This is a genomic window from Stenotrophomonas sp. 115C5, assembly GCF_056861055.1.
Genome location: NZ_JBSPUQ010000006.1, coordinates 14800 through 38010 on the forward strand (window position 1 = coordinate 14800; position 23211 = coordinate 38010).

24 protein-coding genes are annotated in these 23211 nt (G+C 67.3%); 11 read left to right on the forward strand and 13 right to left on the reverse strand.

The genetic code is table 11. The features are described from left to right. The first annotated feature begins 60 nt into the window (after positions 1 to 60). Positions 61 to 933 carry a L1 family subclass B3 metallo-beta-lactamase gene (gene blaL1 / locus AC13FN_RS09370; protein ID WP_043396102.1) on the forward strand — a complete coding sequence of 291 codons (873 nt, stop codon included), beginning with the start codon at positions 61 to 63 and terminating at the stop codon, positions 931 to 933. A 118-nt stretch (positions 934 to 1051) separates the two neighbouring features. Here blaL1 and AC13FN_RS09375 read toward each other — a convergent pair whose 3' ends face one another. Together AC13FN_RS09375 and AC13FN_RS09380 are read right to left on the reverse strand one after the other, a co-directional pair. Continuing rightward, positions 1052 to 1591 (reverse strand): DUF411 domain-containing protein, encoded by a 540-nt coding sequence (locus tag AC13FN_RS09375; RefSeq protein WP_482984699.1) that lies wholly within the window; start codon positions 1589 to 1591, stop codon positions 1052 to 1054. 477 nt (positions 1592 to 2068) lie between these two features. Next, entirely contained in the window at positions 2069 to 4354 is a 2286-nt protein-coding gene (locus AC13FN_RS09380) for an FdhF/YdeP family oxidoreductase (protein WP_482984698.1), read from the reverse strand. Between the two features lie 244 nt (positions 4355 to 4598). Between AC13FN_RS09380 and fdhD the strand changes: the two genes are divergently transcribed. Next, on the forward strand, positions 4599 to 5438 hold the full coding sequence (gene fdhD, locus AC13FN_RS09385) for a formate dehydrogenase accessory sulfurtransferase FdhD (protein ID WP_049437467.1): 840 nt from the start codon (positions 4599 to 4601) through the stop codon (positions 5436 to 5438). A 70-nt stretch (positions 5439 to 5508) separates the two neighbouring features. Here the strand turns inward: fdhD and AC13FN_RS09390 are convergent, their stop codons facing one another. After that, positions 5509 to 6045, reverse strand: coding sequence for a carboxymuconolactone decarboxylase family protein (locus AC13FN_RS09390; RefSeq protein WP_482984697.1), 537 nt, complete (start codon positions 6043 to 6045; stop codon positions 5509 to 5511). A 106-nt stretch (positions 6046 to 6151) separates the two neighbouring features. On the opposite strand from AC13FN_RS09390, the gene AC13FN_RS09395 reads away from it, so the two are divergent. Next, positions 6152 to 7033: an AraC family transcriptional regulator gene (locus tag AC13FN_RS09395; protein ID WP_043396108.1), complete on the forward strand. Its 882-nt coding sequence runs from the start codon at positions 6152 to 6154 to the stop codon at positions 7031 to 7033. Between the two features lie 94 nt (positions 7034 to 7127). Here AC13FN_RS09395 and AC13FN_RS09400 read toward each other — a convergent pair whose 3' ends face one another. From AC13FN_RS09400 to AC13FN_RS09435, 8 genes are all read right to left on the reverse strand, one after another. Then, positions 7128 to 7691, reverse strand: a complete 564-nt coding sequence (locus tag AC13FN_RS09400; protein ID WP_043396110.1) for a TetR/AcrR family transcriptional regulator — start codon at positions 7689 to 7691, stop codon at positions 7128 to 7130. Positions 7692 to 7695: 4 nt separating this feature from the next. Beyond that, positions 7696 to 9228, reverse strand: a complete 1533-nt coding sequence (locus AC13FN_RS09405; RefSeq protein ID WP_482984696.1) for an MFS transporter — start codon at positions 9226 to 9228, stop codon at positions 7696 to 7698. 150 nt (positions 9229 to 9378) lie between these two features. Beyond that, the gene (locus AC13FN_RS09410) at positions 9379 to 10125 is read right to left on the reverse strand and encodes a hypothetical protein (protein ID WP_478412592.1); all 747 of its coding nucleotides are present in this window, start codon (positions 10123 to 10125) and stop codon (positions 9379 to 9381) included. Beyond that, entirely contained in the window at positions 10125 to 10745 is a 621-nt protein-coding gene (locus AC13FN_RS09415) for a DUF3299 domain-containing protein (RefSeq protein ID WP_478412593.1), read from the reverse strand. The genes AC13FN_RS09410 and AC13FN_RS09415 overlap by 1 nt, the downstream gene beginning before the upstream one ends. Next, positions 10735 to 11298, reverse strand: a complete 564-nt coding sequence (locus AC13FN_RS09420; protein ID WP_099559543.1) for a DUF3299 domain-containing protein — start codon at positions 11296 to 11298, stop codon at positions 10735 to 10737. The genes AC13FN_RS09415 and AC13FN_RS09420 overlap by 11 nt, the downstream gene beginning before the upstream one ends. Positions 11299 to 11300: 2 nt before the next feature. After that, positions 11301 to 12554: an ABC transporter permease gene (locus AC13FN_RS09425; protein WP_482984695.1), complete on the reverse strand. Its 1254-nt coding sequence runs from the start codon at positions 12552 to 12554 to the stop codon at positions 11301 to 11303. Continuing rightward, positions 12547 to 13242 (reverse strand): ATP-binding cassette domain-containing protein, encoded by a 696-nt coding sequence (locus AC13FN_RS09430; protein ID WP_049437481.1) that lies wholly within the window; start codon positions 13240 to 13242, stop codon positions 12547 to 12549. Before AC13FN_RS09430 ends, AC13FN_RS09425 begins: the two co-directional genes overlap by 8 nt. Further along, positions 13239 to 13772 carry a ZrgA family zinc uptake protein gene (locus tag AC13FN_RS09435; RefSeq protein ID WP_478412595.1) on the reverse strand — a complete coding sequence of 178 codons (534 nt, stop codon included), beginning with the start codon at positions 13770 to 13772 and terminating at the stop codon, positions 13239 to 13241. Before AC13FN_RS09435 ends, AC13FN_RS09430 begins: the two co-directional genes overlap by 4 nt. Positions 13773 to 13804: 32 nt before the next feature. Here AC13FN_RS09435 and AC13FN_RS09440 point away from each other — a divergent pair, with 32 nt between their 5' ends. Continuing rightward, positions 13805 to 14281 carry a MerC domain-containing protein gene (locus tag AC13FN_RS09440; protein ID WP_049437485.1) on the forward strand — a complete coding sequence of 159 codons (477 nt, stop codon included), beginning with the start codon at positions 13805 to 13807 and terminating at the stop codon, positions 14279 to 14281. 71 nt (positions 14282 to 14352) lie between these two features. Here AC13FN_RS09440 and AC13FN_RS09445 read toward each other — a convergent pair whose 3' ends face one another. Further along, positions 14353 to 16584, reverse strand: a complete 2232-nt coding sequence (locus AC13FN_RS09445) for a TonB-dependent receptor (RefSeq protein WP_482984694.1) — start codon at positions 16582 to 16584, stop codon at positions 14353 to 14355. 74 nt (positions 16585 to 16658) lie between these two features. On the opposite strand from AC13FN_RS09445, the gene AC13FN_RS09450 reads away from it, so the two are divergent. The 5 genes from AC13FN_RS09450 to AC13FN_RS09470 all read left to right on the forward strand — a co-directional run bounded on the left by AC13FN_RS09450 (position 16659) and on the right by AC13FN_RS09470 (position 21009). Next, positions 16659 to 17513, forward strand: coding sequence for a helix-turn-helix domain-containing protein (locus AC13FN_RS09450; protein WP_478412596.1), 855 nt, complete (start codon positions 16659 to 16661; stop codon positions 17511 to 17513). A 115-nt stretch (positions 17514 to 17628) separates the two neighbouring features. After that, complete coding sequence (gene copC / locus AC13FN_RS09455) at positions 17629 to 18006, forward strand: copper homeostasis periplasmic binding protein CopC (RefSeq protein ID WP_171954371.1); 378 nt, start codon at positions 17629 to 17631, stop codon at positions 18004 to 18006. A gap of 10 nt (positions 18007 to 18016) precedes the next feature. Beyond that, a complete protein-coding gene (copD, locus tag AC13FN_RS09460) occupies positions 18017 to 18901 on the forward strand; it encodes a copper homeostasis membrane protein CopD (protein ID WP_478412597.1) in 885 nt (294 codons plus the stop codon). A gap of 45 nt (positions 18902 to 18946) precedes the next feature. Further along, positions 18947 to 19645, forward strand: a complete 699-nt coding sequence (locus tag AC13FN_RS09465) for a heavy metal response regulator transcription factor (protein ID WP_135273894.1) — start codon at positions 18947 to 18949, stop codon at positions 19643 to 19645. Beyond that, positions 19642 to 21009, forward strand: a complete 1368-nt coding sequence (locus AC13FN_RS09470) for a heavy metal sensor histidine kinase (RefSeq protein WP_478412598.1) — start codon at positions 19642 to 19644, stop codon at positions 21007 to 21009. The genes AC13FN_RS09465 and AC13FN_RS09470 overlap by 4 nt, the downstream gene beginning before the upstream one ends. Here AC13FN_RS09470 and AC13FN_RS09475 read toward each other — a convergent pair. Beyond that, the gene (locus tag AC13FN_RS09475; protein ID WP_478412599.1) at positions 20998 to 21921 is read right to left on the reverse strand and encodes a LysR family transcriptional regulator; all 924 of its coding nucleotides are present in this window, start codon (positions 21919 to 21921) and stop codon (positions 20998 to 21000) included. The two genes, AC13FN_RS09470 and AC13FN_RS09475, sit on opposite strands and share 12 nt — an antisense overlap. A 106-nt stretch (positions 21922 to 22027) precedes the next feature. Between AC13FN_RS09475 and AC13FN_RS09480 the strand changes: the two genes are divergently transcribed. Continuing rightward, complete coding sequence (locus AC13FN_RS09480; protein ID WP_482984693.1) at positions 22028 to 22771, forward strand: SDR family oxidoreductase; 744 nt, start codon at positions 22028 to 22030, stop codon at positions 22769 to 22771. An 81-nt stretch (positions 22772 to 22852) separates the two neighbouring features. Further along, positions 22853 to 23167: a hypothetical protein gene (locus AC13FN_RS09485; protein ID WP_154583032.1), complete on the forward strand. Its 315-nt coding sequence runs from the start codon at positions 22853 to 22855 to the stop codon at positions 23165 to 23167. The last annotated feature ends 44 nt before the right edge of the window (positions 23168 to 23211 follow it).

Genomic DNA, 23211 nt, shown 5'->3' on the forward strand with positions numbered 1-23211 from the left:
CGAGACGCGATGAAGGAGGCCCATGCTAGTTTCTGGGCCTCCTTCAAACGGACGTGAACCATGCGTTGTTCCCTGCTCGCCTTCGCCCTGGCTGCTGTTCTTCCGGTCGCGCACGCCAGTGCCGCCGAGGCACCACTGCCGCAGCTGCGGGCCTACACCGTGGATGCGTCCTGGCTGCAGCCGATGGAGCCGCTACAGATCGCCGACCACACCTGGCAGATCGGTACCTGGAACCTGACCGCGCTGCTCGTGCAGACCGCCGAGGGCGCAGTACTGCTGGACGGCGGCATGCCACAGATGGCCGGCCACCTGCTGGACAACATGAAGTTGCGCGGCGTGGCCCCGCAGGACCTGCAACTGATCCTGCTCAGCCATGCGCATGCCGACCACGCCGGCCCGGTGGCCGAGCTCAAGCGTCGCACCGGCGCGCACGTGGTGGCCAACGCCGAATCGGCTGTGCTGCTGGCGCGCGGCGGCAGCAACGACCTGCACTTTGGCGACGGCATCACCTATCCGCCCACCAGCGCCGACCGCATCATCATGGATGGCGAAGTGGTCACGGTGGGCGGCATCGAATTCACCGCGCACTTCATGCCGGGGCACACCCCGGGCAGCACCGCCTGGACCTGGACTGACACCCGCGATGGCAAGCCGGTGCGCATCGCATACGCCGACAGCCTGAGTGCACCGGGGTATCAGTTGAAGGGCAACCCGCGTTATCCGCGCCTGATCGAGGACTACAAGCGCAGCTTCACCACCGTGCGTGGCCTGCCCTGCGACCTGCTGCTGACCCCGCACCCTGGCGCCAGCAACTGGAACTATGCCGCCGGCAGCAAGGCCGGCGCCAAGGCACTGACCTGCAGCGCCTACGCGGATGCGGCCGAGAAGACGTTCGACGCGCAGTTGGCCAAGGAATCTGCGGCACACCGCTGATCCTGTAGAGCCGAGCCTACGCTCGGCTTGCCGGAAGAAAACAGCCGAGCGTGGGCTCGGCTCTACACAGGCCGCGTAGGATGGTGCCGATCAGGCCGACCGGCACCGCCACTGGGTGTCAGCCGCCCTGGCCATGCTGGGCAAACGGCTCGGTTGTGCCATCGGTACGTACCAGCTCAACGGTATACGGCTGCACGTAGCCATCCGGCATTTCCATGCCCGGCGAACCGGCCGGCATGCCCGGCAACACCAGGCCGCGCGCTGCGGGCCGCTCGGCCAGCAGTCGCTTGATGTCCTCGGCCGGGATGTGGCCTTCAACCACGTAACCACCGATCTCGGCGGTGTGGCAGGACGCCTTGCCGACTGGTACACCCAGGCGGACCTTGATCGGGTTCATGTCGTCGGTGTCGCGCACATCCACCTGGAAGCCTTCGGCCTTCAGGTGATCGACCCAGATACCGCAGCAGCCACAGCTGGCAGTCTTGTGCACGATGGCGATGGGCAGTGCAGGATCCACCTGCGACGGACCGGCCATGATCGGTGCCGCGGGGGCTTCGCTGGCAACCGGCGTGGCGGCGGATTCTTCGGCGGCACGCGCGCAGGCGGTGGTGGCCAGCACGGTGCCCAGCAGCAGGCCGAGGGAGAGAGAACGGTTCATGGTGTTGATTCCTTTGCAGATGCGGGCAACGCGGCCCGCTGCCTGCGCATCAAAGGCACAGGTAGAGTCGAGAATGAGTCGAGCAGCTATGGCAGGTACTTGAGGCCTGCAGGGAATCACACGATGGGAGGTCGTAGCGGATCCGGCAACGGCGGCGGTGCGCGTTGCTGGGCGCTGGCTGGCAAAGGCGCCTCACGCCATGGCGAGGCGGGCGTTCTGCTCAGGGAGGCGAGCATGCCGAGGCTGGCCGGCGGGCATTCGCACTCATTGCTCTGGCAGACCGTTGATGCTGCATCGTCGCAGCATCCGGCCATGGCCGCCGAATGCGGTGCAACGCAATGGTCCTGGCTGGCCGGGCCGCTGTACGAAGACGCGGCGAGCGCCAGCGCCGGTGCATTCAGCACCAGGGCGACAAGCAGCATCCATCGCAGCAGCAGGCCAGGCAGGTTCACACGCCGATGATAGCCGATGCGCGCGCTACGCAATCGCCGCGGCCATCGCCCGCACCCGCACCGGGATCGACTTGGCCGCCGGCGTGCCGCTGATCCGGTCGTAGTAGTCCAGCGGAAGCAAGGGGTTCAGTTCGGGGTAGTAGCCGGCCAGCGCGCCGCGCGGCATCGGGTAGTCCAGCACGGTCAGGCCCTCGATGCGCCGCTGCACGCCATCGCCGCTGATCGTCTCCAGGCTGACCCGCGCTTCCTTGTCCAGCCCGCGCGCCAGCCGGTCCTCGATGTTCATGAACAGCACCATGCGATCGTTGTACACGCCGCGATAGCGGTCGTTGTAGCTGTAGATGGTGGTGTTGTACTGATCGTGCGAGCGCACCGTGGCCAGCCGCAGCATTCCGGGATCGTCCACCGGCGCATCCACGTCCAGGCCTGGCATCACCAGGATGTTGGCCTTGCCATTGGGCGTGGGCCAGACGCGGCGGCGCGGCGGAATGTCCAGGTGGAAGCCATGCGGCTGCTGGATGCGCTCGTTGAAACCGGTGTAGATCTCCGGGTACACGGCCGCGATCAGCTCACGGATGGGTGCGTAATCGTGCATGCAGCCTGCCCAGTCGACCTTGCTGTGCGGCAGCGCGGCCATCGCCATGCGGCAGACGATCTCGACCTCGGGCAACACATCGGCGCTGACCGGCTCGAGCACGCCGCGCGAGGCGGTCACATTGGACATCGCGTCCTCGATGGTGACGAACTGCTCGCCTGCCCGCGTAACGATGCGCTCCGAGCGCGCCACCACCGGCAGGATCAGCGCATCGCGGCCATGAACAAGATGGCCGCGGTTGAGCTTGGTGGCGATGCCCACGGTCAGGTCCAGCCCACGCATCGCCTCGTACGCGCGCGGCGTATCGGGCACCGCATGGATGAAGTTGCCACCCAGGCCGATGAACACCTTGGCGCTGCCATCCAGCATCGCCTCGATGGACTCGACCACATGATGGCCATGCTCGCGCGGCGGGTCGAAGCCGAACACCTGCTGCACGCGGTCCAGATAGGCCGGCTTGGGCTTCTCGTCGATGCCGACGGTGCGGTCGCCCTGCACATTGGAATGCCCACGGATCGGCCCGATGCCCGCACCGGGCTTGCCGAAGTTGCCGCGCAGCATCAGCAGGCTGGCGACCTGCTGCAGCAGGCGCGAGCCATACTGGTGCTGGGTCAGCCCCATGCCGTAGCAGATCACGGTGGCCTTGGAGCGGATGTAGATCTCCGCACAGCGTCGGATCTGCGCCTGCGAAATGCCGGACACCTGCACGATCTCGTCCCAGTCCTGCGCCATCACGTCTTCGCGAAGCGCCTCCAGCCCCACCGTGTGTTCTGACAGGAAATCATGGTCGAGCACGCGCTCGCCCTGCGCCTCGCGCTCGAACATCACCTTCATCATGCCTTTGATCAGAGCCAGGTCGCCGCCGATACGGATGTGCACGAACTCGCTGGTGATCTCGGTCGAACCGAACGTGGCCATCTGCACCACGTCCTGCGGCTCGGCAAAGCGGATCAGCGCGCGCTCGGGCATCGGATTGACCGCCACGATCGGGATGCCGCGTTTGCGCGCCTCGACCAGGTTGCTCATCATCCGCGGTGAATTGGTGCCGGTGTTCTGACCGATCACGAAGATCGCCTCGGCGTGCTCGAAATCCTGCAGCACGATCGTGCCCTTGCCCACCCCGATGGCCGGCGGCAGGCTCCGGCTGGTCGGCTCGTGGCACATGTTCGAGCAGTCCGGGAAGTTGTTGGTGCCGAACTCGCGCACGAAGATCGAATACAGGAACGCGGCTTCGTTGGGTGTGCGTCCGGACGTGTAGAACTCGGCCTGGTGCGGGCTGTCCAGCGCCTGCAGGTGGCGGCCGATCAGCGCGAAGGCCTCGTCCCAGCTGCACGGCACATAGTGGTCGGTCGCCGCGTCGTAGCGCATCGGCTCGGTCAGCCGGCCCTGCATCTCCAGCCAGTAGTCGGTCTGCGCCATCAGCTCGGTCACGGTGTGCTGGGCGAACAGCTCACGACCGGCACGGAACTGCGTGGCTTCCCAGGCCAGTGCCTTCGCGCCGTTCTCGCAGAACTCGAGCTTCTTGCGTTCGTCGGCGTCGGGAAACGCGCAGCTGGGGCACTTGAAGCCGCCCGGCTGGTTCATCGCCAGCAGCGCCTTCGACCCCTTGCCGATCACGCTCTGCTGCAGCAGTACCTTGGCGGTGGCGCCGGCGGCACCCCACCCACCGGCGGGCTGGTTGTAGGGCTTGTAACGCGGCGGTTTCTGCTCGGACATGTTCGGGAACCTGGCGGGAGGAACGCAGCAACAATCGGCACAACGCGGTCCGGCGGCGCGTTCGATGGCACGGCCAGCCCCACAGTCAAGCACGGCCCACGCCGCTTCGCCAGTGGGTGCACGCTGTTTTCAGCGCAGCCTGCCATGACAACGGTTACACCTGCGTCAGCGCGTGGCCACTGCGCTATTCTCGATGCAGCGGGTGGTCCACCACCTGCATATCTCCCTTGTCCGGACGCGCTGCATGCCTGATTCGCCTCCATCGCACACCCCGCCTGCCGGCACGGCCCAGCGCCCGTTGCAGCGCTGGCGCAGCGAGGGGCAACAGCCGCTGGTCGATGTGGTTGCCGAAGAAGTGCCGGTGGCGCTGCGTTACAACGGCGCCGCCTTCGCAGTGATGATGGCCACGCCCTGCGACCTGGAGGACTTCGCGCTGGGGTTCTCGCTCAGCGAGGGATTGATCGCTACGCCTGCCCAATTGCTGGCCATCGAGGTACGACCGCAACTGGAAGGCATCGAGCTGCAGATGACCGTGACCGAGGATGCACCCGGTGCCGACCTGGATCCGGCCAACGGGCGCCTGCTGCCCGGCCGCGGTGGCTGCGGCCTGTGCGGCACGCGTCAGCTGGAGGAAGTGCTGCGGCCGCTGCCCGAGGTGCGCGAACGGCGAACCTACCCGCCAGCAGCCCTGCAACGGGCGCTGGCCACGCTGGTGCAGCATCAGCCGATGAATGCGGTGAGCGGCTCCACCCACGCCGCCGCCTGGGCCGATGCCAGCGGCCGCATCGGCTGGGTGCGCGAGGACGTCGGTCGCCACAATGCGCTGGACAAGTTGATCGGCGCACTGCATCACAATGAACACACGATCGAGGGGGGGCTGCTGGTGATTTCCAGCCGCGCCAGCTACGAAATGGTCAGCAAAGCCGTACGGGCCGGCGTCAGCGTACTGGCTGCTGTCTCGGCACCGACCGCGCTGGCGATCGACCTTGCCCGTAGTGCAGGCCTGTGCCTGGTCGGGTTCGCGCGGGAGAGCGGATTCAATGTCTATACGCACCCCGAGCGACTGCGGGCAGACGACAGGTAGAGCCGCACCACGCCGCCTGCCCCTTCCTACCGGCCCCGGGCGGCCCACTGCCCCCGGGCCGAACCGCATCTCAGCGCAACGCCACCTTCGGGAAGTCCACCGGCACGTCGAACGCCACGTTGACGTAGTTGGTGAACAGGTTGAGCGCCACATGGGCGAGGATCTCCACGATCTGCTCATCGTCGAAGCCGGCGGCACGCAGCGCCTGCACATCACCGTCGGCAAGCTGCGCACGCTGCTCAACCACCTTCAGCGCGAAATCCAGGGCAGCGGCAGTGGCCGGATCGCTGGACTGGCCGATCTGCGCGGCCGCCATCTGCTCGCTGCTGGCACCCGCCTTGCGGCCCAGCGCGGTGTGTGCGGCCAGGCAATACTCGCAGGCATTGCGGTTGGCAATGGCCACGGCGATCTGCTCGCCCAGCAGCGGCGACAGGCGACCGCCGCCCAGCGCGCCGAACGAACCCCACATGCTCTGCAGGGCGGCTGGCGAGTTGGCCACGGCGCGGAACATGGCCGGGGTGGCGCCGAAGGCAGCGTGGACCTGACCCAGCAGGGCCTGGCGGTCGGCGGTGGTGTTGGCGGCATCGATCAGGGGGACACGGGACATGGTGGATCTCCTTGGGAAAGCGCCCGGGATTGGACGACCCGCTCATCCTAGGTAGACTCGCTGGACGATTCAGGCAAAATCAGCCACACATGTTGTCCATTCATCCATGAGCGCGCCCACCGACACCTCCCCACCCGACCGTCTCTCCTCCCTGCTGGAGCGCTTCCGGGTGCAGGCCGCGCTGTTCCACAGCGGTCCGCTGTGCGGGCGCCATGTCTTCGAGCCGCAGCCCGGTCGTGCCTTCCTGCACATCCTGCGCCAGGGTGAAATGGAGGTCCGTCATCCCGACGGCGATATCGCGCTGCCCCGGTTGAAGATCGACACACCCAGCCTGCTGCTGTATCCGCAGCCGCTGCACCATGTGTTCTTCAATGCACCGCTGGATGGTCCGGATTTCACCTGCGCCACGCTGGATTTCGATGGCGGCGCGCGCAATCCGATCGTGCAGTCACTGCCACCGGTGATGGTGGTGCCACTGGCCGCGATCGGCGAACTGGATGACACCCTGCACCTGCTGTTCGCCGAGGCCGATCGCCAGCGCTGCGGTTCCCGGTTGCTGACCAACCGCCTGTTCGAGGTGGCACTGATCCAGATCCTGCGCTGGGTGGTGGACCACCCGGATACGGCCGGAGTCAGCCATGGGTTGATGCGGGGGCTGTCCGATGCGCGGCTGGCCCGTACGCTGGTGGCGATGCACCAGGCGCCGCAGGACGAATGGACGCTGCCGCGCATGGCCGCGACTGCCGGCATGTCGCGCAGCGCGTTCGCGGCCTTGTTCAAGGACGTGATGCAGGCAACGCCAGCCAGCTACCTGCTGGACTGGCGGCTGAGCCTGGCCTGCGCGCAACTGCGGGCCGGCGTAGCGGTCAAGCAGGTGGCGATCGAGGTGGGGTTTGCCGATACCGCCTCGCTGTCGAAGGCGTTCCGAAAGCGGCTGGGGGCCTCGCCGCGGGCGTGGTTGGCCGCGAGCGCAGCGCAGGCTGGGTAAATGGGTAAGGGGTAGAGTCGACCGCGGGTCAGCTATCGCGCGAGGCGCGGGGTTTTCGTTGCCTGACCGAAGAGCAGTCGAGCATGGCTCGACGCTACAAGTGCGGTGACCCATCAGACTTCGCCAACAGCCCGGCGATGCGCTCGGCAACCTGGGCACGTACGCCTTCATCCAGCTGCCCTTCGTACATCGCCTCGTAGATCCACAGGCCATCGGCCGCCAACCGCGCCACGAAATTGTCGAGCGCCGCGCTGTCTTCCCCTGTACCCGCCTCCGGCGGCAGCGGTGCCCAGCGACGCACCGCCGGTCCCCACGGGCGCTCTTCGGCGTCCGGGTCGGCCGATTCGAGCATGAACATCAGTTCGGCACGGGTGGCGCTCTGCGCCGAGACACGCACGAAGGTCTGGTAGCGCTCCAGTGCTGTCGCTTCATCCGCGCGCTTGCCCAGCAGCGTTTCCATCGACGTTTCCCATGCCTGCACCAGGTGCTCGTCGATGCCGCGCAACAGCGCCTCGCGCGACGGGAAGTGGTACAGCAGGCCGCCACGGGTCAGCTTGGCCTCGGCCGCCACCGACTCGAAGGTCACCGCGCGCACGCCGTCACGATTGATCACGTTGACGGCGGCGTCGAGGATGCGATCGCGCTTGCTGGTTCTCATCGCTTCATTTTACGCGATCGGCCGCGCCCTCGCGGCTGCCGACGCGGCCGCGCAGCAGGCGCGCGATGATCGCCGCACCTATCACCAGCACCACAGTGATCACCAGCAGCACGATCTGGTAGCTGCGGTCATACGCCGCCGCAGCCAGCGCGAACCACTCGCCCTGCCCGCTCTCGCGCGCGACATGCAGCGCCTGGGTGAAACCCTCACGGGCAAGCGCGGGCATATCGGCCGAGACCGGCAGGAACGCGCTGTACATCGCGGCACTCAGGCTGCCCAGCATCGCCACCGCCAGCAGGCCACCGAACTCATAGGACACTTCTTCCACCGACGAGGCCATGCCCGCACGGTGCGCCGGCACGTTGTTGAGGATGGCAGTGGACGCCACCGAGATGGCCGAACCCATGCCGAAGCCGGTGATGGCCATACCCGCGACCACCCAACCGAGGCCGTGCGGGAAACCAAAGGCCACCACGCCGACACCCAACGCGCCTGCGGCCAGGCCACCGCAGATCAGCGGGCGTAGGCCCACCCGGTGCAGGATGCTGCCGCCCAGCAGCGCACTGGGCAGGCTGCCCAGCGCCGCCACCGATACCAGCAGGCCCGCCTGCAGCGGCGTGAAACCCGCCACCAGCTGGAAGCGCTGGGTGGTGACCAACTGCAGGCCTGCCATCGCGAACAGGGTGAACACCGCCGACAGCGTGCCGGCCAGGAACGCCGGGTTGCGGAAGATCGCGAAGTCCAGCAGCGGGTACGGCAGCTGCTGCTGGCGGCGTGCGAACGCCGCGCCGCTGACGACGGCCAGCAGCAGCGCGCCTGCGCCCAGCGCATACGACGGCGGCGTAGCGATCAACGACTTGATCGCCAGCACCAGGCCGGACAGTGCAGCCAGTGCCAGCACTGACGACACCAGGTCCCATGGCCGCGAGGTGTCGCGCTGTCCTTCCGGCGCCAGCAGCAGCGTGGCCACGAACGCGACCACCACCACCGGCACGTTGATCAGGAACACCGAGCCCCACCAGAAGTGCTGCAGCAGCCAGCCGCCAATGATCGGGCCGAGCGCCGCACCGACGATGGCCACCGAACCCCAGATCGCGATGGCGATGTTGCGCTCGCGTTCTTCGTGGAAGCTCAGGCCAATCAGCGCCAGCGTGGCCGGCATCATCGCCGCGGCGCCGATCGCCAGGAACGCGCGAGCGGCAATCAGCTGCGCTGCGCTGGCTGCGAACGCCGCTGCCAGCGAGGCGACGCCAAACACCACCAGGCCGATCAGGAACATGCGGCGGTGGCCGATGCGATCGCCCAGCGTGCCGGCGCCCAGCAGCAGGCCGGCCATCACCAGCGGGTAGGCATTGATGATCCACAGCGCCTGGCCAGCACTGGCCGAGAGTTCCTCGGTCAGCGTGGGCAGTGCGGTGTAGAGCACGGAGTTGTCGAGCGTGACCAGCAGCAGGCCGGCGGCGACAGTGAACAACAGTGCCCAGCGACGGGCACGCGACAGGGCCGGAGCACCGGCCAAGGGCTGGGACAAAGCCATGGGAGAACCTGATGGGGGTGGAATACGGTCATAACTATACAGGATGTCCTGTATAGTTATGAAAACGGCACCACCGGTTCAGATTGGGGCCCGGGCAATGTTCATGTTGCCGCGCCCCTCATGCCGGGTCGTGGCCGGTGTCAGGGATCATCAACGGCAATCTTCCGGCAGCGCGGCAATCGCCGATACCACCGCCGCCTGCATGCCCTGCCCGACGGCCGTGTCCAGCTCCCCACCTGTACTGCCATGCTGGCGCCGCAGTTCGTCCTCGCACAGGCCGCGCACCCGCGCCCGGGCATTCGCGCGCAGGCTGCTGCACCGCCAGTCGGTACCACCCAGCGGCAGCACCGAATACACCACGCTGTTGCAGGCGTTGCCAGCGCGCTGCTGCAGCGACAGTCCACCGAAATCACGGGGTTCACTGCTGCGCTGCGGGTCGAAGTAGCTGTCCGGAAACGTGCGCGCATACTGTTCGATGTCCACGGCCATGCTGCGCCCACCGGCCAACGGCATCTGCAGCGGCTGCCCGCACGGCGTCGCATCGGCGCGGTGCTGGATGTACTGGTAGATCGGCCGGTCCAGCGATGCGTCCTGCTGGGTCACCGCACTGACCGCCGCCAGCACCGGCAGCGATGCACGATTGGCCATGCGCGCCAGCAGCCCCGCCTGCGCCGGCTGGCAGCGGTCGCGCAATGTTGCTGCGAGCAGGAACAGCACGTCGTTGCGAAACGCGGGGTCATCAACCAGACGCTGTTCGATGCGCTGGCTGGCGTCGGACGCCGGTGCCGGAAACGCGACCGCAGGCGGCGCGGTGGGTGCGCGCTGCCGCTGCCACCACACCAGCACCACCACCGCGCCCAGCAGCACCCCGGCAGCCATGATCCATCGCGTGCGCATCAGTTGCGGATCGCCGTCAGCGTGGCTGCCGCGGCATCGTAGGACGCGCTGGCGATATCGGCATCGAAACGCTTCACCTGCAGATGGCCCGCAAGCCGGTACGGATCCCACAGATCGCCCAGCGCGATCGGTACCGCCAGGGTCACATGGATGATCTGGTTCGGCGGTGGTGGCGGTACATGGATGCACGCGCCATAGAACGGTACGAACAGCAGTTCATCGACCAGGCCGGCATCGTTGGTGCCGAGCGGCACCACGTAGCCATCCAGGTCCACCGCGCGCCCGTCGACAGCGTCGACCACGCGCGAGGAGCCGAACTGCTTGGCGTGGTCCGGGCTGGAATGGTCGATCTCCAGCCCCGGTGGCGTGCCCGAGCCGGTGTCGTCGATCAGGCCGCCCACGCCCTCCATGCCATTGCGTGACAGGCCAATCTGCGGGGGTGGGCGCTGGTAGGTCACTTCGTCGGGCCGCAACGCGTCCCAACGGTCGATGGGGGCTTCGGCCGTGGCGGAGGGCGTCGGCTTGTCCTGTGGCCCGACCACCAAGGCATCGCCGCCCGGCGCCGTACAGCCTGCCAACCACAGGCATCCCAACGCCAGCAACAGGTGACTACGGTTCATAGGGCCTCAGCTGTGCGTCACGCATGGTGTAGGCCGAACCGGCCAGATCGTCATCCAACCGTTCGGCGCGCAGGGTGCCCGCCAGGAAGAACGGCGAGTACATGTCCGGCATCTCGATCGGGCGCGGCAGCACCACGTGCACGATCTGGTTCGGTGGTGGTGGTGGCACGTGGATGCAGGCGCCGTAGTACGGCACGAACAGGAATTCGGTCAGCCGCCCGTCCTGCGCGTTGGCCAGTGGTACCACGTAGCCCGGCAGGCGCACCGGCCGCTGCAGGACCGTGTCCACCGTGCGGAAGGTGCCGAACTGCGGCATGCGCCGGTTGCCGTTGTGCTCGACCTCCGGGCCCTCGCCCCGCTCCAGTGCGGCCAGCTCGTCCTTCGGCATCATCTGCAACCAGTCCAGCTCCTGCTCCTGCTCCTGCTCCGCAGCGTCTGCAGGATCATCGCGGTCGACCACCGGCGAGGGCGGCAAGGCCTGCACGCCGGTATCCACCGGCCGCTCACAGGCGGCCAGTGCCAGCACCATCGGCAGCCACAGCATCCATCGCATGCTCAGCCTCCCGGTGAAAGGCCATCGGCCACGGTACGCCGGTAGGCCAGCCATGCCGGCACCAGCCCCGCTATCGCGCTGATCAGCAGCACGCCCGCAACCCATGCCAATTCGCGGCCATCCGGCCAGACATGGGTGATCGACAGGCCGAAGGTGGCCAGCACCCAGCCGCGCCCGGCAATGCTGGCGGCCACCAGCAGCGACAGGGCCAGCACGCAGGCCACCGCACTGGTCGCCACCGCTTCCACCACCAGCAGGCCGGCGATGTAGCCCGGTCGCGCGCCGGTGGCACGCAGGATGGCCATCTCACGCCGCCGCTCCTGCAGGGTCGAGACCAGCAGCGCCACCAGCGAGACCATGCCCAGCAGCACCACCATCGCACTGATCAGCTGCAACGCCCGCTCGGCGGTGCCCAGTGACTGCCACAGCTGTTGCAGCGTAACGCCGGGCAGGATCGCCAGCATCGCCTCGTCCGGATACTCGTTGATCCTGCGCTGTACCGAGAACGTGGCGATGCGCGAGTTCAGGCCGAGCATGAAGGCAGTGATGCTGGTCGGGGTCAGGTCCAGGTGGCGCGCCTGCTCGGCACTGACGCTCTGGCTGCGCAGCTGCACGCCCGATCGCCAGTCGACATGGATCGCCTCGATGGCCGGTAGCGAGACCAGCAGCGACGAATCCACCGGCGTGCCGGTGCGCTGCAGGATGCCTGTAACGCGGAACGGCTTGTCGGCATGCGTGGCCAGGGTCACCGCGCCGGTGCCGTGCGCCAGCACGATCTGGTCACCGAGGCCGACCTTCTGCGCGCGAGCCACTTCTGCGCCGATTACCGCGTCATACAGATCATCGAAGGGCCGCCCCTGTGCAAAGGCCAGCGCGTGACCGGAACCATAGCGATAGTGTTCAAAGTAGCCGCCAGTGGTGCCCACTACCCGGTAACCACGCCAGGAATCGCCCAGCGACAACGGCACCGCCCACTTCACCTGCGGCAGCGCGGACAGTTCCTGGAATGACTGCCAGGACACGTTGTTGGTTGGATCGCCGACATGGAACACCGAGTACAGCAGCAGGTTCACCGGTCCCGAGCGCGCACCGACGATCAGGTCGGTGCCCGATACGGTGCTGGCGAACCCCTCGTGCGCCTGCGTGCGTACACGCTCGACGCCCAGCAGCAGCACCACGCTGAGAGTGATGACCAGAACGGTCAGGCCCACACTCAACGCACGGCTGCGCAGGCTGGCCCAGGCAAGCTCAAGCATGACCGGCACCTGCCAGGTTGATCTCGGACAATGCAATCGTGCGGTCGAACAAGGGTTGCAGGCTGTCGTCATGACTGACCACCAGCACCGTCGTACCGGCCGCCTGGCATTGCGCGGACATCAGCTGCAGGAAGGCGGTGGCCGCATCGCGGTCCAGTGCCGAAGTTGGTTCGTCGGCCAGCAGCAACGCTGGCCGGCCGATCAGGGCGCGTGCCGCCGCCACGCGTTGTTGCTGGCCGACACTGAGCGTGCCCGCGCGCCGCTGCATCAACGCCGGGTCAAGCTGCAGGGCTGACAACAGGCGTGCGATCTCTGCATCCAGCGGCCCACTGATGCGCGCGCTGCGCAGGCGCGAGAAGCGCAGGCCCAATGCGATGTTGTCGCGCACAGTGAGGAACGGCAGCAGATTGAACTGCTGGAAGATCACGCCCAACTGGTCGGCACGGAAACGATCCCGCGCCGCACCTCCCATGTCCTGCAGTGCCTGGCCTGCCACCTCGACACGTCCCTTGCCGGGTAGCAGCACACCGGCCAGCAGACCCAGCAAGGTACTTTTGCCGCCACCGCTGATTCCGCGCAGCAGCACGCTGCTGCCCTGCTCGATCCACAACCGCGGGATGTCCAGCACCAGGCACATGCCGTAGCCGAACTGCACGTCTTCCAGAGCGATCACCGGTGCCGTGCTCACGGGACCAGCACCACGCGCAGGTTGTCCGGGGTCAGCACACTGCGGTTCTGGCCATGGGCCGTTGCGCTGTTGACGATGACTTCGTGCAGGCCCGGGAACAGTACGGGCAGGCGCACGAGGATGGCGCGCAGCTCGGCAGGTTTGGCACAGTGGTACTGCAGCGTTGCGCTGAAACCCGCGTGCCGGTGCTGTCCCGGCGGCGGCGCGGCGGCCGTCGCGTCGAAGCCATCTGCATCGGCTTTACTTGTGGCCAGACGGCAGCCCGCGGCGGTGGGCAAAGTGACCCAGCTGCCGCCCTTCAGCAACGACGTCGCCCGTGCCAGCGCGGCCTGCTCGGCTGCATTGGCCGGCGGCCGCTCGTAATCGAGGATGCCTATGCCGGGCGCCTGAAGGGCGAATTCCAGGGTTTGCTGGTCAAGCGCAACATCGACGGTCGCCTGGCCATGCACGTGCGGTGCGTGCTGGCGGATGTCATGGGCCTGCGCGGCGCTGGCAGCCAGCAGCAGGAATAGAGCAGCAGGAAGCTTCATGGGGGAGTCTCCAATTGTTACTATGTAACATTATGGACCACATCCCCACGACGCCCGCAAGGGCCCTGGCCCAGCCGCCAACTTCGGCACGCTGGCACCCCCGCTTCGATCTTGCCGGTGCCTGGCTGTCCCTGGCCTGCGCCGCCCACTGCATCGCCCTGCCCCTGCTGCTGGCCTTCGTGCCGGCAGCGATGATGGCGCTGCGCTCGTTCCAGCACCCCGGCCATGGCGTAATGACGCTGCTGCTGATGATGTCGCGCTGGGAGTGGCTGTTCGCGTTGCTGGCCTCCTCGCTGGCCTTGGCGAGTACCTCGGCCGGGGTGCACCGGCATGGGCGCTGGCGGCCTGTGCAGCTGGCCTGCACCGGCGCCATCCTGCTGCTGTCGGCCTCCCTGTACCTGCCGCTGAAGGAATCGCTGCTCTGGCATGGCATGGCCACCGCTTGTGGTGGTGTGTTGTTGGCGGCAGCGCACATTGGCAATCGACGGGCGTTGCGTAACCGCCGGTAGTGCCGGCCGCTGGCCAGCGCCCCGAAAATGCCGGCCAGCGGCCGGCACTACCTATCATCAGAAGCGGTAGCCTAGTTCCGCGCCGAAGATGCGCGGGCTGTCGACCGGGCCGTAGTAGTTGCCATCACGCCCAAAGCCAGATTGTCGAAGATCAGGCCGTTGATGCGACGCTTGTTGGTCAGGTTCTGCACGAATAGCCGTGCACTCCACGGCCCGGTTTCGTAGCCCAGCTGCGCACCCAGCACGGCGACGGCCGGCTGGAAGGCGCGGTTGCGCTCGTCAAGTGCGCTGGAGCCGGTGAACTGCGATTCCAGCCGCGCGTAAAGTCCAGACTCGAACTGGTAGCGTGCGGCCAGGTAGCCGGTGTAATGCGGCGTCAACTTGACCCGCTTGCCATCCAGGTTCTGGTCGACGGTGACCCACAGCTTGGTGTACTTCGCGTCGACGTAGCCCACATTCGCCATCAGCGTGAAGCCAGGCACTACTTCGAACACCCCCTCCAGTTCTGCACCCCGCGACCGGATCGAGGCGTCCGATCCCACGTAGTCCGACGAGATCGGGCGGCCGTTGGCATCGGTGGCCACCTGGATCTCCTGCCAGTTGTCCGAGGTGATGTGGAAAAGTGCCCCGCCGATGTGGCCACGACCGCCGGCCAGATTCATCTTGAACCCCAGCTCGTGGCTCCACATGCGTTCGGATTCGTAGCGCAGCACCTTGTCGTTGACCACGTCGCTCTGCGCTGCGGCCAGGTTGAAGCCACCTGGAATGTAGCCCTTGGCCGAGGCGGCATAGAACGACAGGTCGTCAGTGGCGTCGTAGCGCAGCGACACCCGCGGCAGCGTCGCCGTGAAGGTATGCGCCAGCGCGGCGTCGCGGTACAGGACGCGGCCGCCGGCGCCCAGATCCAGCGCACCGGAACGCTGCTCGGTGGAACGCCGCGCCTGCTCATGGCGCAGGCCGGCACTGGCGGTCAGCTTGGGCTGCGCGGGGAAGGTGTAGCTGGCGGTAGCGAACACACTGTAGTCCTCGCCCTTCGAGGTCTGCCGCGGCGCCAGGTTGTAACTGTCCAGCCCACGCAGCGCCGGACCGACGAACGTGCCAAGGATCGAATCCTTGCTGTTGCGGTAGGTGGACACACCGGCCATCCAGGTCAGGGCCTGGTCACTGGGCGAACTGAAGCGCGCCTCGGCCGTCCACTCGCGCTTCCGGTCGTAGATGCGGCCTGCCAATGCTGGGCTCTGGGTCATGTCGAAGTCATAGCCGGCGGAGGTCACTTCCTCGCTACGCCAGGAGGCGGCCACGTCCAGCGTGCCGGCCTGCAGCTGCCATTGCGCGCTCAGGCCCGCAACCGACTCATCCTTCTCGGTGCGCTTGGGTGCGTCGTTGATGTAGGTGAAGTCACCGGCACGACGGCCACCGTTGAGCGACGTGCCGTAGGTGCGGTTGTACAGGCCGGTATCCAGCGGCAGGTACTCGTACTCGAACATGCCGGGCGCGCGGGTGCGCAGGTGATAGGCCAGCGCATTCACCGAGACATAGTCGCTTGGCCGCCAGCGCAGCTTGCCCTGCAGATAGCCTTCGCCCACCCTTCCGCGCGCACCGGACGGCGTGAGGTTCTTCAGGTAGGCGTCCTCATCCGAGCCCATGAACGCCACCGAGCCCGACAGGCTGCCCGTCTTGTTCAACGGCCCTGCCAGGAAACCATCGAGAGCGGTGCCATTGCCGTTGCCGAACCAGGTGCTGCGCACACTGACCTCGCCCTCTCGCGCATCGGCCGGGCCGCGTGTACGCACCAGCACCAGCCCTGACTCGCTGTTGGCGCCGTACAGCGTGCCCTGCGGCCCGCGCAGCACTTCCACCGACTCGACCTGGTTGAGCACCGCGTTGCTCAGTTCACGGAACGGGATGCCATCGATGTAGACCGAGGCACGATTGACCAGGAAAGGATTGGATTCGATGCCACGGATGGAAATGAACATGTTGCTGAGCTGGCCCATCGCGTTGAACTTCACGTTCGGCGCCAGCTTGTCCAGGTCACGGAACTCGGTGACCCCGGCCTCCTTCAGCGCCTGCCGGTCGAGCACCGTCACCGACAGGTCGCTCTTCAGGTAGGGGGTATCGCGCTTGGAGCCGGTGACCCGGACGCCGTCGAGGGTGGCCGGGGCGGCCTGCTGGGCCAGCACGGGCATTGCGGGAATGAGCAGAGATGCCGCAACGAGCGCGGCGGCAGGCGTGGACGACTTCAACGGGGAGACCTCGACGGATGGACTGGAGGACGCGCGGGCGGCGGCAGCACGGGACACGAGTGTTATGATGTAACACCCGCGCCGTGCTGCCACTCCATTACGGGCGGCACTGCTCCATTCCCGGATCCGTGATGCCAACCCTCGCCGACCAGCTGTTGCAGGAAGCCGGCCCGAAGCCCCCTGCGGTTCACGCCAGCAATGAGGGCGCGGTGGTGCTGCTGCGCCACCGCTTCGACGCAGGTGAAGGTGAGATGGGGCATCCGCACCAGCTTCGCCTGGGCATGGCCGTGGGCGGCGGCGGGCGACTGCAGCAGCACACCCTCAACGGTCTTCTGCAGGCATCCTGGCGACCTGGCCAGTTCAACCTGGTGCTGCCCGCAGACACCGGCACCTATGTCAGCCCGTCAGTGGATCTGATCGGGATCGCCATCGATACCCGCATGCTGCCGCACAACGTGCAGACGCTGCATCACCTGCAGCCGCTGGCTGCACGGCTGCACCGCGATCCGGTGGTGTCCGCGGTGCTGACCGCGTTGTGGTGCAGCACGCAGGCCGATGCCTGCCTGCCCGGCTTCCTTGAGCATGGCGCGCAGGTGCTGCTGCACCGCCTGCGCCAGCTTGCCGGCCAACCTCGCGAGGCACGCGGCACCACGTCCGCGCTGTCGGCACGACGGCTGCGACAACTGGAGGCCTACATCGACGCGCAGCACGGTCGGGCGCTGACGGTCCCACAGCTGGCTGCTGCAGTGCAGATGGAGGCCGCAACGTTCAGTCGGGCGCTACGCGCGGCCACAGGCCTGCCACCCTACGCGTTCCTCACCCAGCGCCGCATGCACTGGGCGCGCACCGAACTCGCGCAGGGCCGCCGTGTCACCGATGTTGCCTTGGCCAGCGGGTATGCCAATCCCAGCAAATTCAGCGCGGCATTCCGCCGCGTGCTCGGCTGTTCGCCGTCTGCATGGATCGCGCAGTCACGTACCCGGTAGTGCCGGCCGCGGGCCGGCAGCCAACGAACATTACAAGGCGGTAATGTCCGCGTCAGGGCGGCGAAAGGCGCTGCCCTCCACCCTGTGGGCCACGTCTTCCACAGGTGTCCCACGCATGACCCGTCCCCTGCTCCGCTCCGCCTCCCTTGTCCTCCTCGTGTCCGGCCTCGCGATTGCGCCGCTGGCACTGGCCCATCCCAGCCTGGTGCGTTCGACGCCGGCCGCCGACGCCACCGTGGCTCCGGCCAGCCAGATCGAACTGCAGTTCAGCGAGAAGGTGATGCCGCGTGCCACCCGCATCGAACTGAGCATGGACCATGGCCGCATGAAGATGGCCATGCCCACCACGGCACAGGACATTTCCGAAGATGGCCACACCCTGCGTGCGCGCTTCGCCAAACCCTTGCCGGCAGGCAGCTACGCACTGCAGTGGCGCGCGGTCGGCCAGGACAGCCACCCGATCACTGGCAACTACCGCTTCACCGTGAAGTAAGGCCGCCGCCATGGCCGAGCTCTCGCCGTATGCGCTGCGGCTGGCGCTGTACCTGGTGCTGATGCTGCTGTTCGGGCGGCTGCTGTTCGTCTGCCCCGGACTGCCGCGCAGCATCTCGCTGACGCTCGCCGTGGCTGCACTGATCCTGGTCGTCACCGATGCCGTGAGCCGGTTGTCCGGCGTGCTTGGCATATCAGCGGTCGACATCGATGGCGAGACGGCGCGCTGGTTTCTTACCGGTACGCCGGTGGGTGAGGCAGGACTGCTGCGCATTCTGGCCCTGCTGGCAATGCTGCCGCTGCTGGCAGTCAATCGCCCGGTGCAGGGCCTGCGCCGTCTGGCCCTGCTGGCACTCTCGGCGGCAACTCTGGCCAGCCTCGCCTGGAATGGTCACGCCGCCGCCGGTGATGGATTCGGCGGGACATTCCGGCTGGCGGCCGGCATTGTGCACCTGCTGGCCGCCGGCGCCTGGGTCGGTGCGATCGCCGCCATTCTGCAGCTGGCGCTGCGTCCACAGGGCCTGCGCCTGCGCGAACGTACCCGCGAACTGTGGCAGGCCGCGCACAGCTTCGCCGTGCCTGGCACGATCATCGTCGCCCTGCTGGCAATGACCGGCACCTATACCTATGTCGATCTCGGCGGTTCCATACAGAGCCTGACCGGCGCCGCACATGGACGTTGGCTGCTGCTCAAGCTGGCGCTGGTCGGTGGCATGCTGGGACTTGCCGCGCTGCATCGCTGGCGGCTGGTGCCGGCGCTGGCCAGTTCCATCCGCGGCGGCTGGCAACCCAGGCCGCTGCGCTCACTTCGCCACAGCCTGGCCTGCGAATCGGTGCTGGCGCTGCTGGTGCTGGCCTGCGTGGCGGTGCTCGGCACGCTGGACCCATTGGCATGACTCATCCGTTCCAGCACAGGCCCAAGCTGCGATGATGGGCACACCATGAAACTGCTGATCGTCGAAGACGAACCCAAGACCGGCAACTACCTGCGCCAGGGCCTGATCGAGGCCGGCTACGTGGTCGATCTCGCCTGCAACGGCGTCGACGGGCTGCACCTGGCCGGCAGCGGCGAGTACCAGCTGGTCATTCTCGATGTGATGCTGCCCGGCCTGGATGGGTGGAACGTGCTGTCGCGGCTGCGCGAGGCCGGATGGCAGGTGCCGGTGCTGTTCCTGACCGCGCGCAGCAGCATCGCCGACCGCGTGCAGGGCCTGGAGCTGGGCGCAGATGACTACCTGGCCAAGCCATTCGCCTTCGCAGAGCTGCTGGCGCGCGTGCGCACCCTGCTGCGTCGTGGCCAGGCGCTGCCGCAGGCCGAGCGCATCGTCATCGCCGACCTGGTGGTGGATACCCTGCGCCGCCGGGTCGAACGCGGCGGCCAGCGCATCGCCCTCAGCCAGAAGGAATACACCCTGCTGGAACTGCTGGCGCGCCGACGCGGTGAAGTGCTGCCGCGCTCGTTGATCGCCTCGCAGGTGTGGGACATGAACTTCGACAGCGACACCAACGTGATCGACGTGGCGATCCGCCGCCTGCGCGCGAAGATCGACGATGACTTCGATGCCAAGCTGATCGTCACCGTGCGCGGCATGGGCTATGTGCTGGAGGCGCCGGACGACGGTGCAGTGCACAGCGGATGAGCCTGCGTCGCTCCATCGCAGTACGGCTGACGCTGCTGTTCGCCACCGTGGCCACGCTGGTATTGGCCGCATTGGGCGTGGCGATCTATGTCAGCGCCCGCCACGACCTGGTGGCCCAGGACTTCAGCGAACTGGAGAACAAGGTTGCGTTGATCCGTGACCTGGCCGGCAATGGACCTGCATCCGCACGCGGGCAGCGGTTGGCAGAGGCGCTGGGCCACCATCCGGATATCGCCTTCCACATTGTTGATGGGAGCGGCGCGGTGCTGTTCTCCACCGCACCGGCACTGCTGCGCGAGCATGCACGCAGCCAGCCGATCGACGCCGCGCCACGGCGGCACGACTGGATCCTCGCCGATGGCCGCTGCATGCATGCTCTGCACCTGCGCCAGACCCTGGCCGACGGCAGCCAGCTGGACACCCTGCTGGCCATCGATGACGACCGCCATGCCGATTTCCTGCAGCGCTTCCGCCATCTTCTTGCAATCGCCATCATTGGCGCCGCCGTGGCCAGCAGCCTGCTCGGCGGCTACGTGGTGCGGCGCACGCTGCGGCCGCTGCGCACGCTGGCCGATGAGGCCCGGCAGATCACCGCCGGCCGGCTGCAGCGCCGGCTGAGTGCACGCAGCGCACCGGCCGAACTGGAGCAGCTGGCGCAGACGCTCAACGGGATGCTGGCGCGCCTGCAGCAGGACTTCGCGCGGCTGACCGAGTTCTCCGGTGATCTCGCCCATGAACTGCGCACGCCGATCACCAACATGCTGACCCAGGTGCAGGTGGTGCTTGCACACCCGCGCAGCAATGAGGCCTACCGCGAGACGCTGGCGTCCTGCGCCGAGGAACTGCAGCAGCTGGCGCAGACCGTGGGCGACCTGCTGTACTTGGCGCAGGCCGAAGCGCCGGGCGCCCTGCCCTCGTGCGAGCCGGTGGCGCTGGACGCGGTGGTGGATTCGCTGCTGGAGTTCTACGAGCTGCTGGCCGAGGACCGGCAGTTGACCCTGCGTCGCGATGGCGTGGCAAAGATCGAAGGCAACCGCTTGATGCTGCACCGGGCGATTGCCAACCTGCTGTCCAACGCGTTGAAGTACGCAGCCGTGGGCAGCGAGGTGCGGGTGCAGCTGGTCGAGGCCGATGGCGTGTGCAGGGTCAGTGTGCACAACCTTGGCACGCCGATCGCCGCCGAAGCGCTGCCGCGCCTGTTCGATCGCTTCTACCGCGGCGAACGTGGCCGCCATGAAGGTGCCGGACTGGGCCTGGCGATCACCCGCGCGATTGCACAGGCGCACGGCGGCAGCGTGAGTGTTGCGTCAGATGACACCGGCACCCTGTTCGAGCTGGTGCTGCCGAGCACCTCAGCCCGGTAGTGCCGGCCGCTGGACGGCAACCCCGGTCTGCTCAAACACCCCGGCAACCCAATCGATGAACACCCGCAACCTTGGCGACGGCGTTCGGTTGCGCGGGTAGACCAGGCTCAGTGGACTCGGCGTCGGCGGCGTCTCGAGCAACAGCTCCACCAACTGCCCGCGCGCGATGTACGGGTCCATCCGGTAGCACGGCGCCTGGATGATACCGAGCCCCGCCAGCGCGGCACCAAGGAACGCGTCCGCACCGGACACTCGCACCCGCGCCGGCAGCGGCAGGTAACGCACCTGCCCGCCCTGCTGGAACTCCAGAGGAATCAGCTGGCCGGTGGCGCTGGAGCGGTAGCCGACCATCTGGTGGCCGTCCTGCAGCGATTCGATGGTATCGGGCAGGCCGTGCGCCTGCACATAGCCCGGCGAGGCCACCGTGACCTCGCGCAGCATGGTCAACCGTCGCGCCGCCAGATCGCTGTCGGCCAGCGTCCCCACCCGCAACGCCACATCCACGCCTTCGCGCAGCAGGTCGACATAGCGGTCACCCTCGCTGACGTCCAGTTCGATCTCCGGGTAGCGCTGCAGGAATTCCGGCAGGTGCGGAAACAGCAGGTGCCGGCCCAGCGTGCCATGCACTTCGATACGCAACGGGCCGCGTGGCGGCGCGTCACGGAACGCAGCCTCGGCATCATCCATGTCGGCGATCAAGCGCAGGCAACGGCCATAGAAGGCCTCGCCTTCCAGCGTCGGCACCACCACCCGCGTGGTCCGGTGCAGCAGGCGCACGCCCAGCCGCTGTTCCAGCGCCTTGATCGCGTCGGTCACTGTGGCCCGCGGCAGGCCGAGGTCCTCGGAGGCCCGGGTGAAGCTGCGACGCTCGACGATACGGACGAAAGCGCGCATGGCGGTGAAGCGATCCATTATTCGGCTATCCGGATGATGTTGACGAATCATGCATGATTATCCGGAACGCCGTTGTGGCGAAGATGGCCCTGCGCCACTCCGGCGTGCCCTGCTGGAAGCCACCATGACCCTCTCCCCCGCCCGCTCTGTCGCCCTGGTCACCGGCGGCTCCCGTGGCATCGGCGCCGCCATCTCCCGCCGGCTCGCCGCAGATGGCCACGCGGTCGCGATCAACTATGCGGGCCGCCGCGACGACGCCGAAGCCTTGGCGGCCGAACTCAACGCGGCCGGTGCGCAGGCCATCGCGTTGCAGGCCGACGTGGTCGATTCACAGGCGGTCAACCAGCTGTTCGACGCCATCGAGGCCCGTTTCGGCGGCATCGACGTGGTGGTCAACAGCGCCGGCGTATTGCAGCTGGCGCCGCTGGCCGACACCGACGACGCATTGTTCGAGCGGGTGATCGGCATCAACCTCAAGGGCGCCTTCAACGTGCTGCGCGAAAGCGCGCGACGGGTGCGCGAAGGTGGCCGGCTGATCACCTTGTCCACCAGCGTGGTCGGCATCAAGCTGGAGAACTACAGCGTGTACGCGGCCAGCAAGGCAGCGGTGGAGACGATGGGCGCCATCCTCAGCAAGGAGCTGCGCGGGCGCAACATCACCGTGAACGCAGTGGCCCCCGGCCCGACCGCCACCGACCTGTTCCTGGACGGCAAGTCACCGGAACTGATCGAGCGGCTGGCGAAGATGAGCCCCCTGGAGCGGCTGGGTACGCCGGAGGACATCGCCGGTGCGGTTGCGTTCCTGGCAGGCACCGATGGCGGGTGGATCAATGGCCAGGTGCTGCGCGCCAACGGCGGGATGGTGTGAAGACCCTTTCTCTGGCTATCCTCGCTCAAACGGACGAGAGCCACGCGCATGGGAAAGCCGGGCATCTGGTATTGGCTATGGATGATCACCCTCCTGATGGGAGGTCTGTTGGCCCTGGCGACGCTGGTACTGTGGACCCGGCTGCCTGGCGACGTTCGCAATCTGGCCATGGCGCTGACCTGGGGGCTGTGGGCACTGGCCACCGTCTGCTTCTTTCTGGGCGGCATCGTCGCTGGCTTTACGATATGGGGCGTCAACCACGGCAGGAAAGTCTGGCGTGCGGACAGGCCGCGAGTTTTCTGGCTCTGCCACATCACCACGACGATGCTGTGCGTCAGCTGCCTGGGCCTGCTGATCGTACCGATGATGATTGCCTGGCAGGGCGTGGCGTGGTGACGTAGCGCTGCTGTAGAGCCGAGCCCAGGCACGGCTGCTCTTCG

What these genes read in the sequence shown, in the direction of transcription:
- AC13FN_RS09400 (WP_043396110.1), bottom strand. Translation starts at nt 7,691, where the DNA reads ATGAGAACCAGCAAGCGCGATCGCATCCTCGACGCCGCCGTCAACGTG.
- AC13FN_RS09425 (WP_482984695.1), bottom strand. Translation starts at nt 12,554, where the DNA reads ATGCTTGAGCTTGCCTGGGCCAGCCTGCGCAGCCGTGCGTTGAGTGTG.
- AC13FN_RS09375 (WP_482984699.1), bottom strand. Translation starts at nt 1,591, where the DNA reads ATGAACCGTTCTCTCTCCCTCGGCCTGCTGCTGGGCACCGTGCTGGCC.
- AC13FN_RS09405 (WP_482984696.1), bottom strand. Translation starts at nt 9,228, where the DNA reads ATGGCTTTGTCCCAGCCCTTGGCCGGTGCTCCGGCCCTGTCGCGTGCC.
- fdhD (WP_049437467.1), top strand. Translation starts at nt 4,599, where the DNA reads ATGCCTGATTCGCCTCCATCGCACACCCCGCCTGCCGGCACGGCCCAG.
- AC13FN_RS09440 (WP_049437485.1), top strand. Translation starts at nt 13,805, where the DNA reads ATGGACCACATCCCCACGACGCCCGCAAGGGCCCTGGCCCAGCCGCCA.
- AC13FN_RS09485 (WP_154583032.1), top strand. Translation starts at nt 22,853, where the DNA reads ATGATCACCCTCCTGATGGGAGGTCTGTTGGCCCTGGCGACGCTGGTA.
- copD (WP_478412597.1), top strand. Translation starts at nt 18,017, where the DNA reads ATGGCCGAGCTCTCGCCGTATGCGCTGCGGCTGGCGCTGTACCTGGTG.
- AC13FN_RS09470 (WP_478412598.1), top strand. Translation starts at nt 19,642, where the DNA reads ATGAGCCTGCGTCGCTCCATCGCAGTACGGCTGACGCTGCTGTTCGCC.
- AC13FN_RS09415 (WP_478412593.1), bottom strand. Translation starts at nt 10,745, where the DNA reads ATGAACCGTAGTCACCTGTTGCTGGCGTTGGGATGCCTGTGGTTGGCA.
- AC13FN_RS09465 (WP_135273894.1), top strand. Translation starts at nt 18,947, where the DNA reads ATGAAACTGCTGATCGTCGAAGACGAACCCAAGACCGGCAACTACCTG.
- AC13FN_RS09475 (WP_478412599.1), bottom strand. Translation starts at nt 21,921, where the DNA reads ATGGATCGCTTCACCGCCATGCGCGCTTTCGTCCGTATCGTCGAGCGT.
- AC13FN_RS09390 (WP_482984697.1), bottom strand. Translation starts at nt 6,045, where the DNA reads ATGTCCCGTGTCCCCCTGATCGATGCCGCCAACACCACCGCCGACCGC.
- AC13FN_RS09420 (WP_099559543.1), bottom strand. Translation starts at nt 11,298, where the DNA reads ATGCGATGGATGCTGTGGCTGCCGATGGTGCTGGCACTGGCCGCCTGT.
- AC13FN_RS09450 (WP_478412596.1), top strand. Translation starts at nt 16,659, where the DNA reads ATGCCAACCCTCGCCGACCAGCTGTTGCAGGAAGCCGGCCCGAAGCCC.
- AC13FN_RS09480 (WP_482984693.1), top strand. Translation starts at nt 22,028, where the DNA reads ATGACCCTCTCCCCCGCCCGCTCTGTCGCCCTGGTCACCGGCGGCTCC.
- AC13FN_RS09395 (WP_043396108.1), top strand. Translation starts at nt 6,152, where the DNA reads ATGAGCGCGCCCACCGACACCTCCCCACCCGACCGTCTCTCCTCCCTG.
- blaL1 (WP_043396102.1), top strand. Translation starts at nt 61, where the DNA reads ATGCGTTGTTCCCTGCTCGCCTTCGCCCTGGCTGCTGTTCTTCCGGTC.
- AC13FN_RS09380 (WP_482984698.1), bottom strand. Translation starts at nt 4,354, where the DNA reads ATGTCCGAGCAGAAACCGCCGCGTTACAAGCCCTACAACCAGCCCGCC.
- AC13FN_RS09410 (WP_478412592.1), bottom strand. Translation starts at nt 10,125, where the DNA reads ATGCGCACGCGATGGATCATGGCTGCCGGGGTGCTGCTGGGCGCGGTG.
- copC (WP_171954371.1), top strand. Translation starts at nt 17,629, where the DNA reads ATGACCCGTCCCCTGCTCCGCTCCGCCTCCCTTGTCCTCCTCGTGTCC.
- AC13FN_RS09435 (WP_478412595.1), bottom strand. Translation starts at nt 13,772, where the DNA reads ATGAAGCTTCCTGCTGCTCTATTCCTGCTGCTGGCTGCCAGCGCCGCG.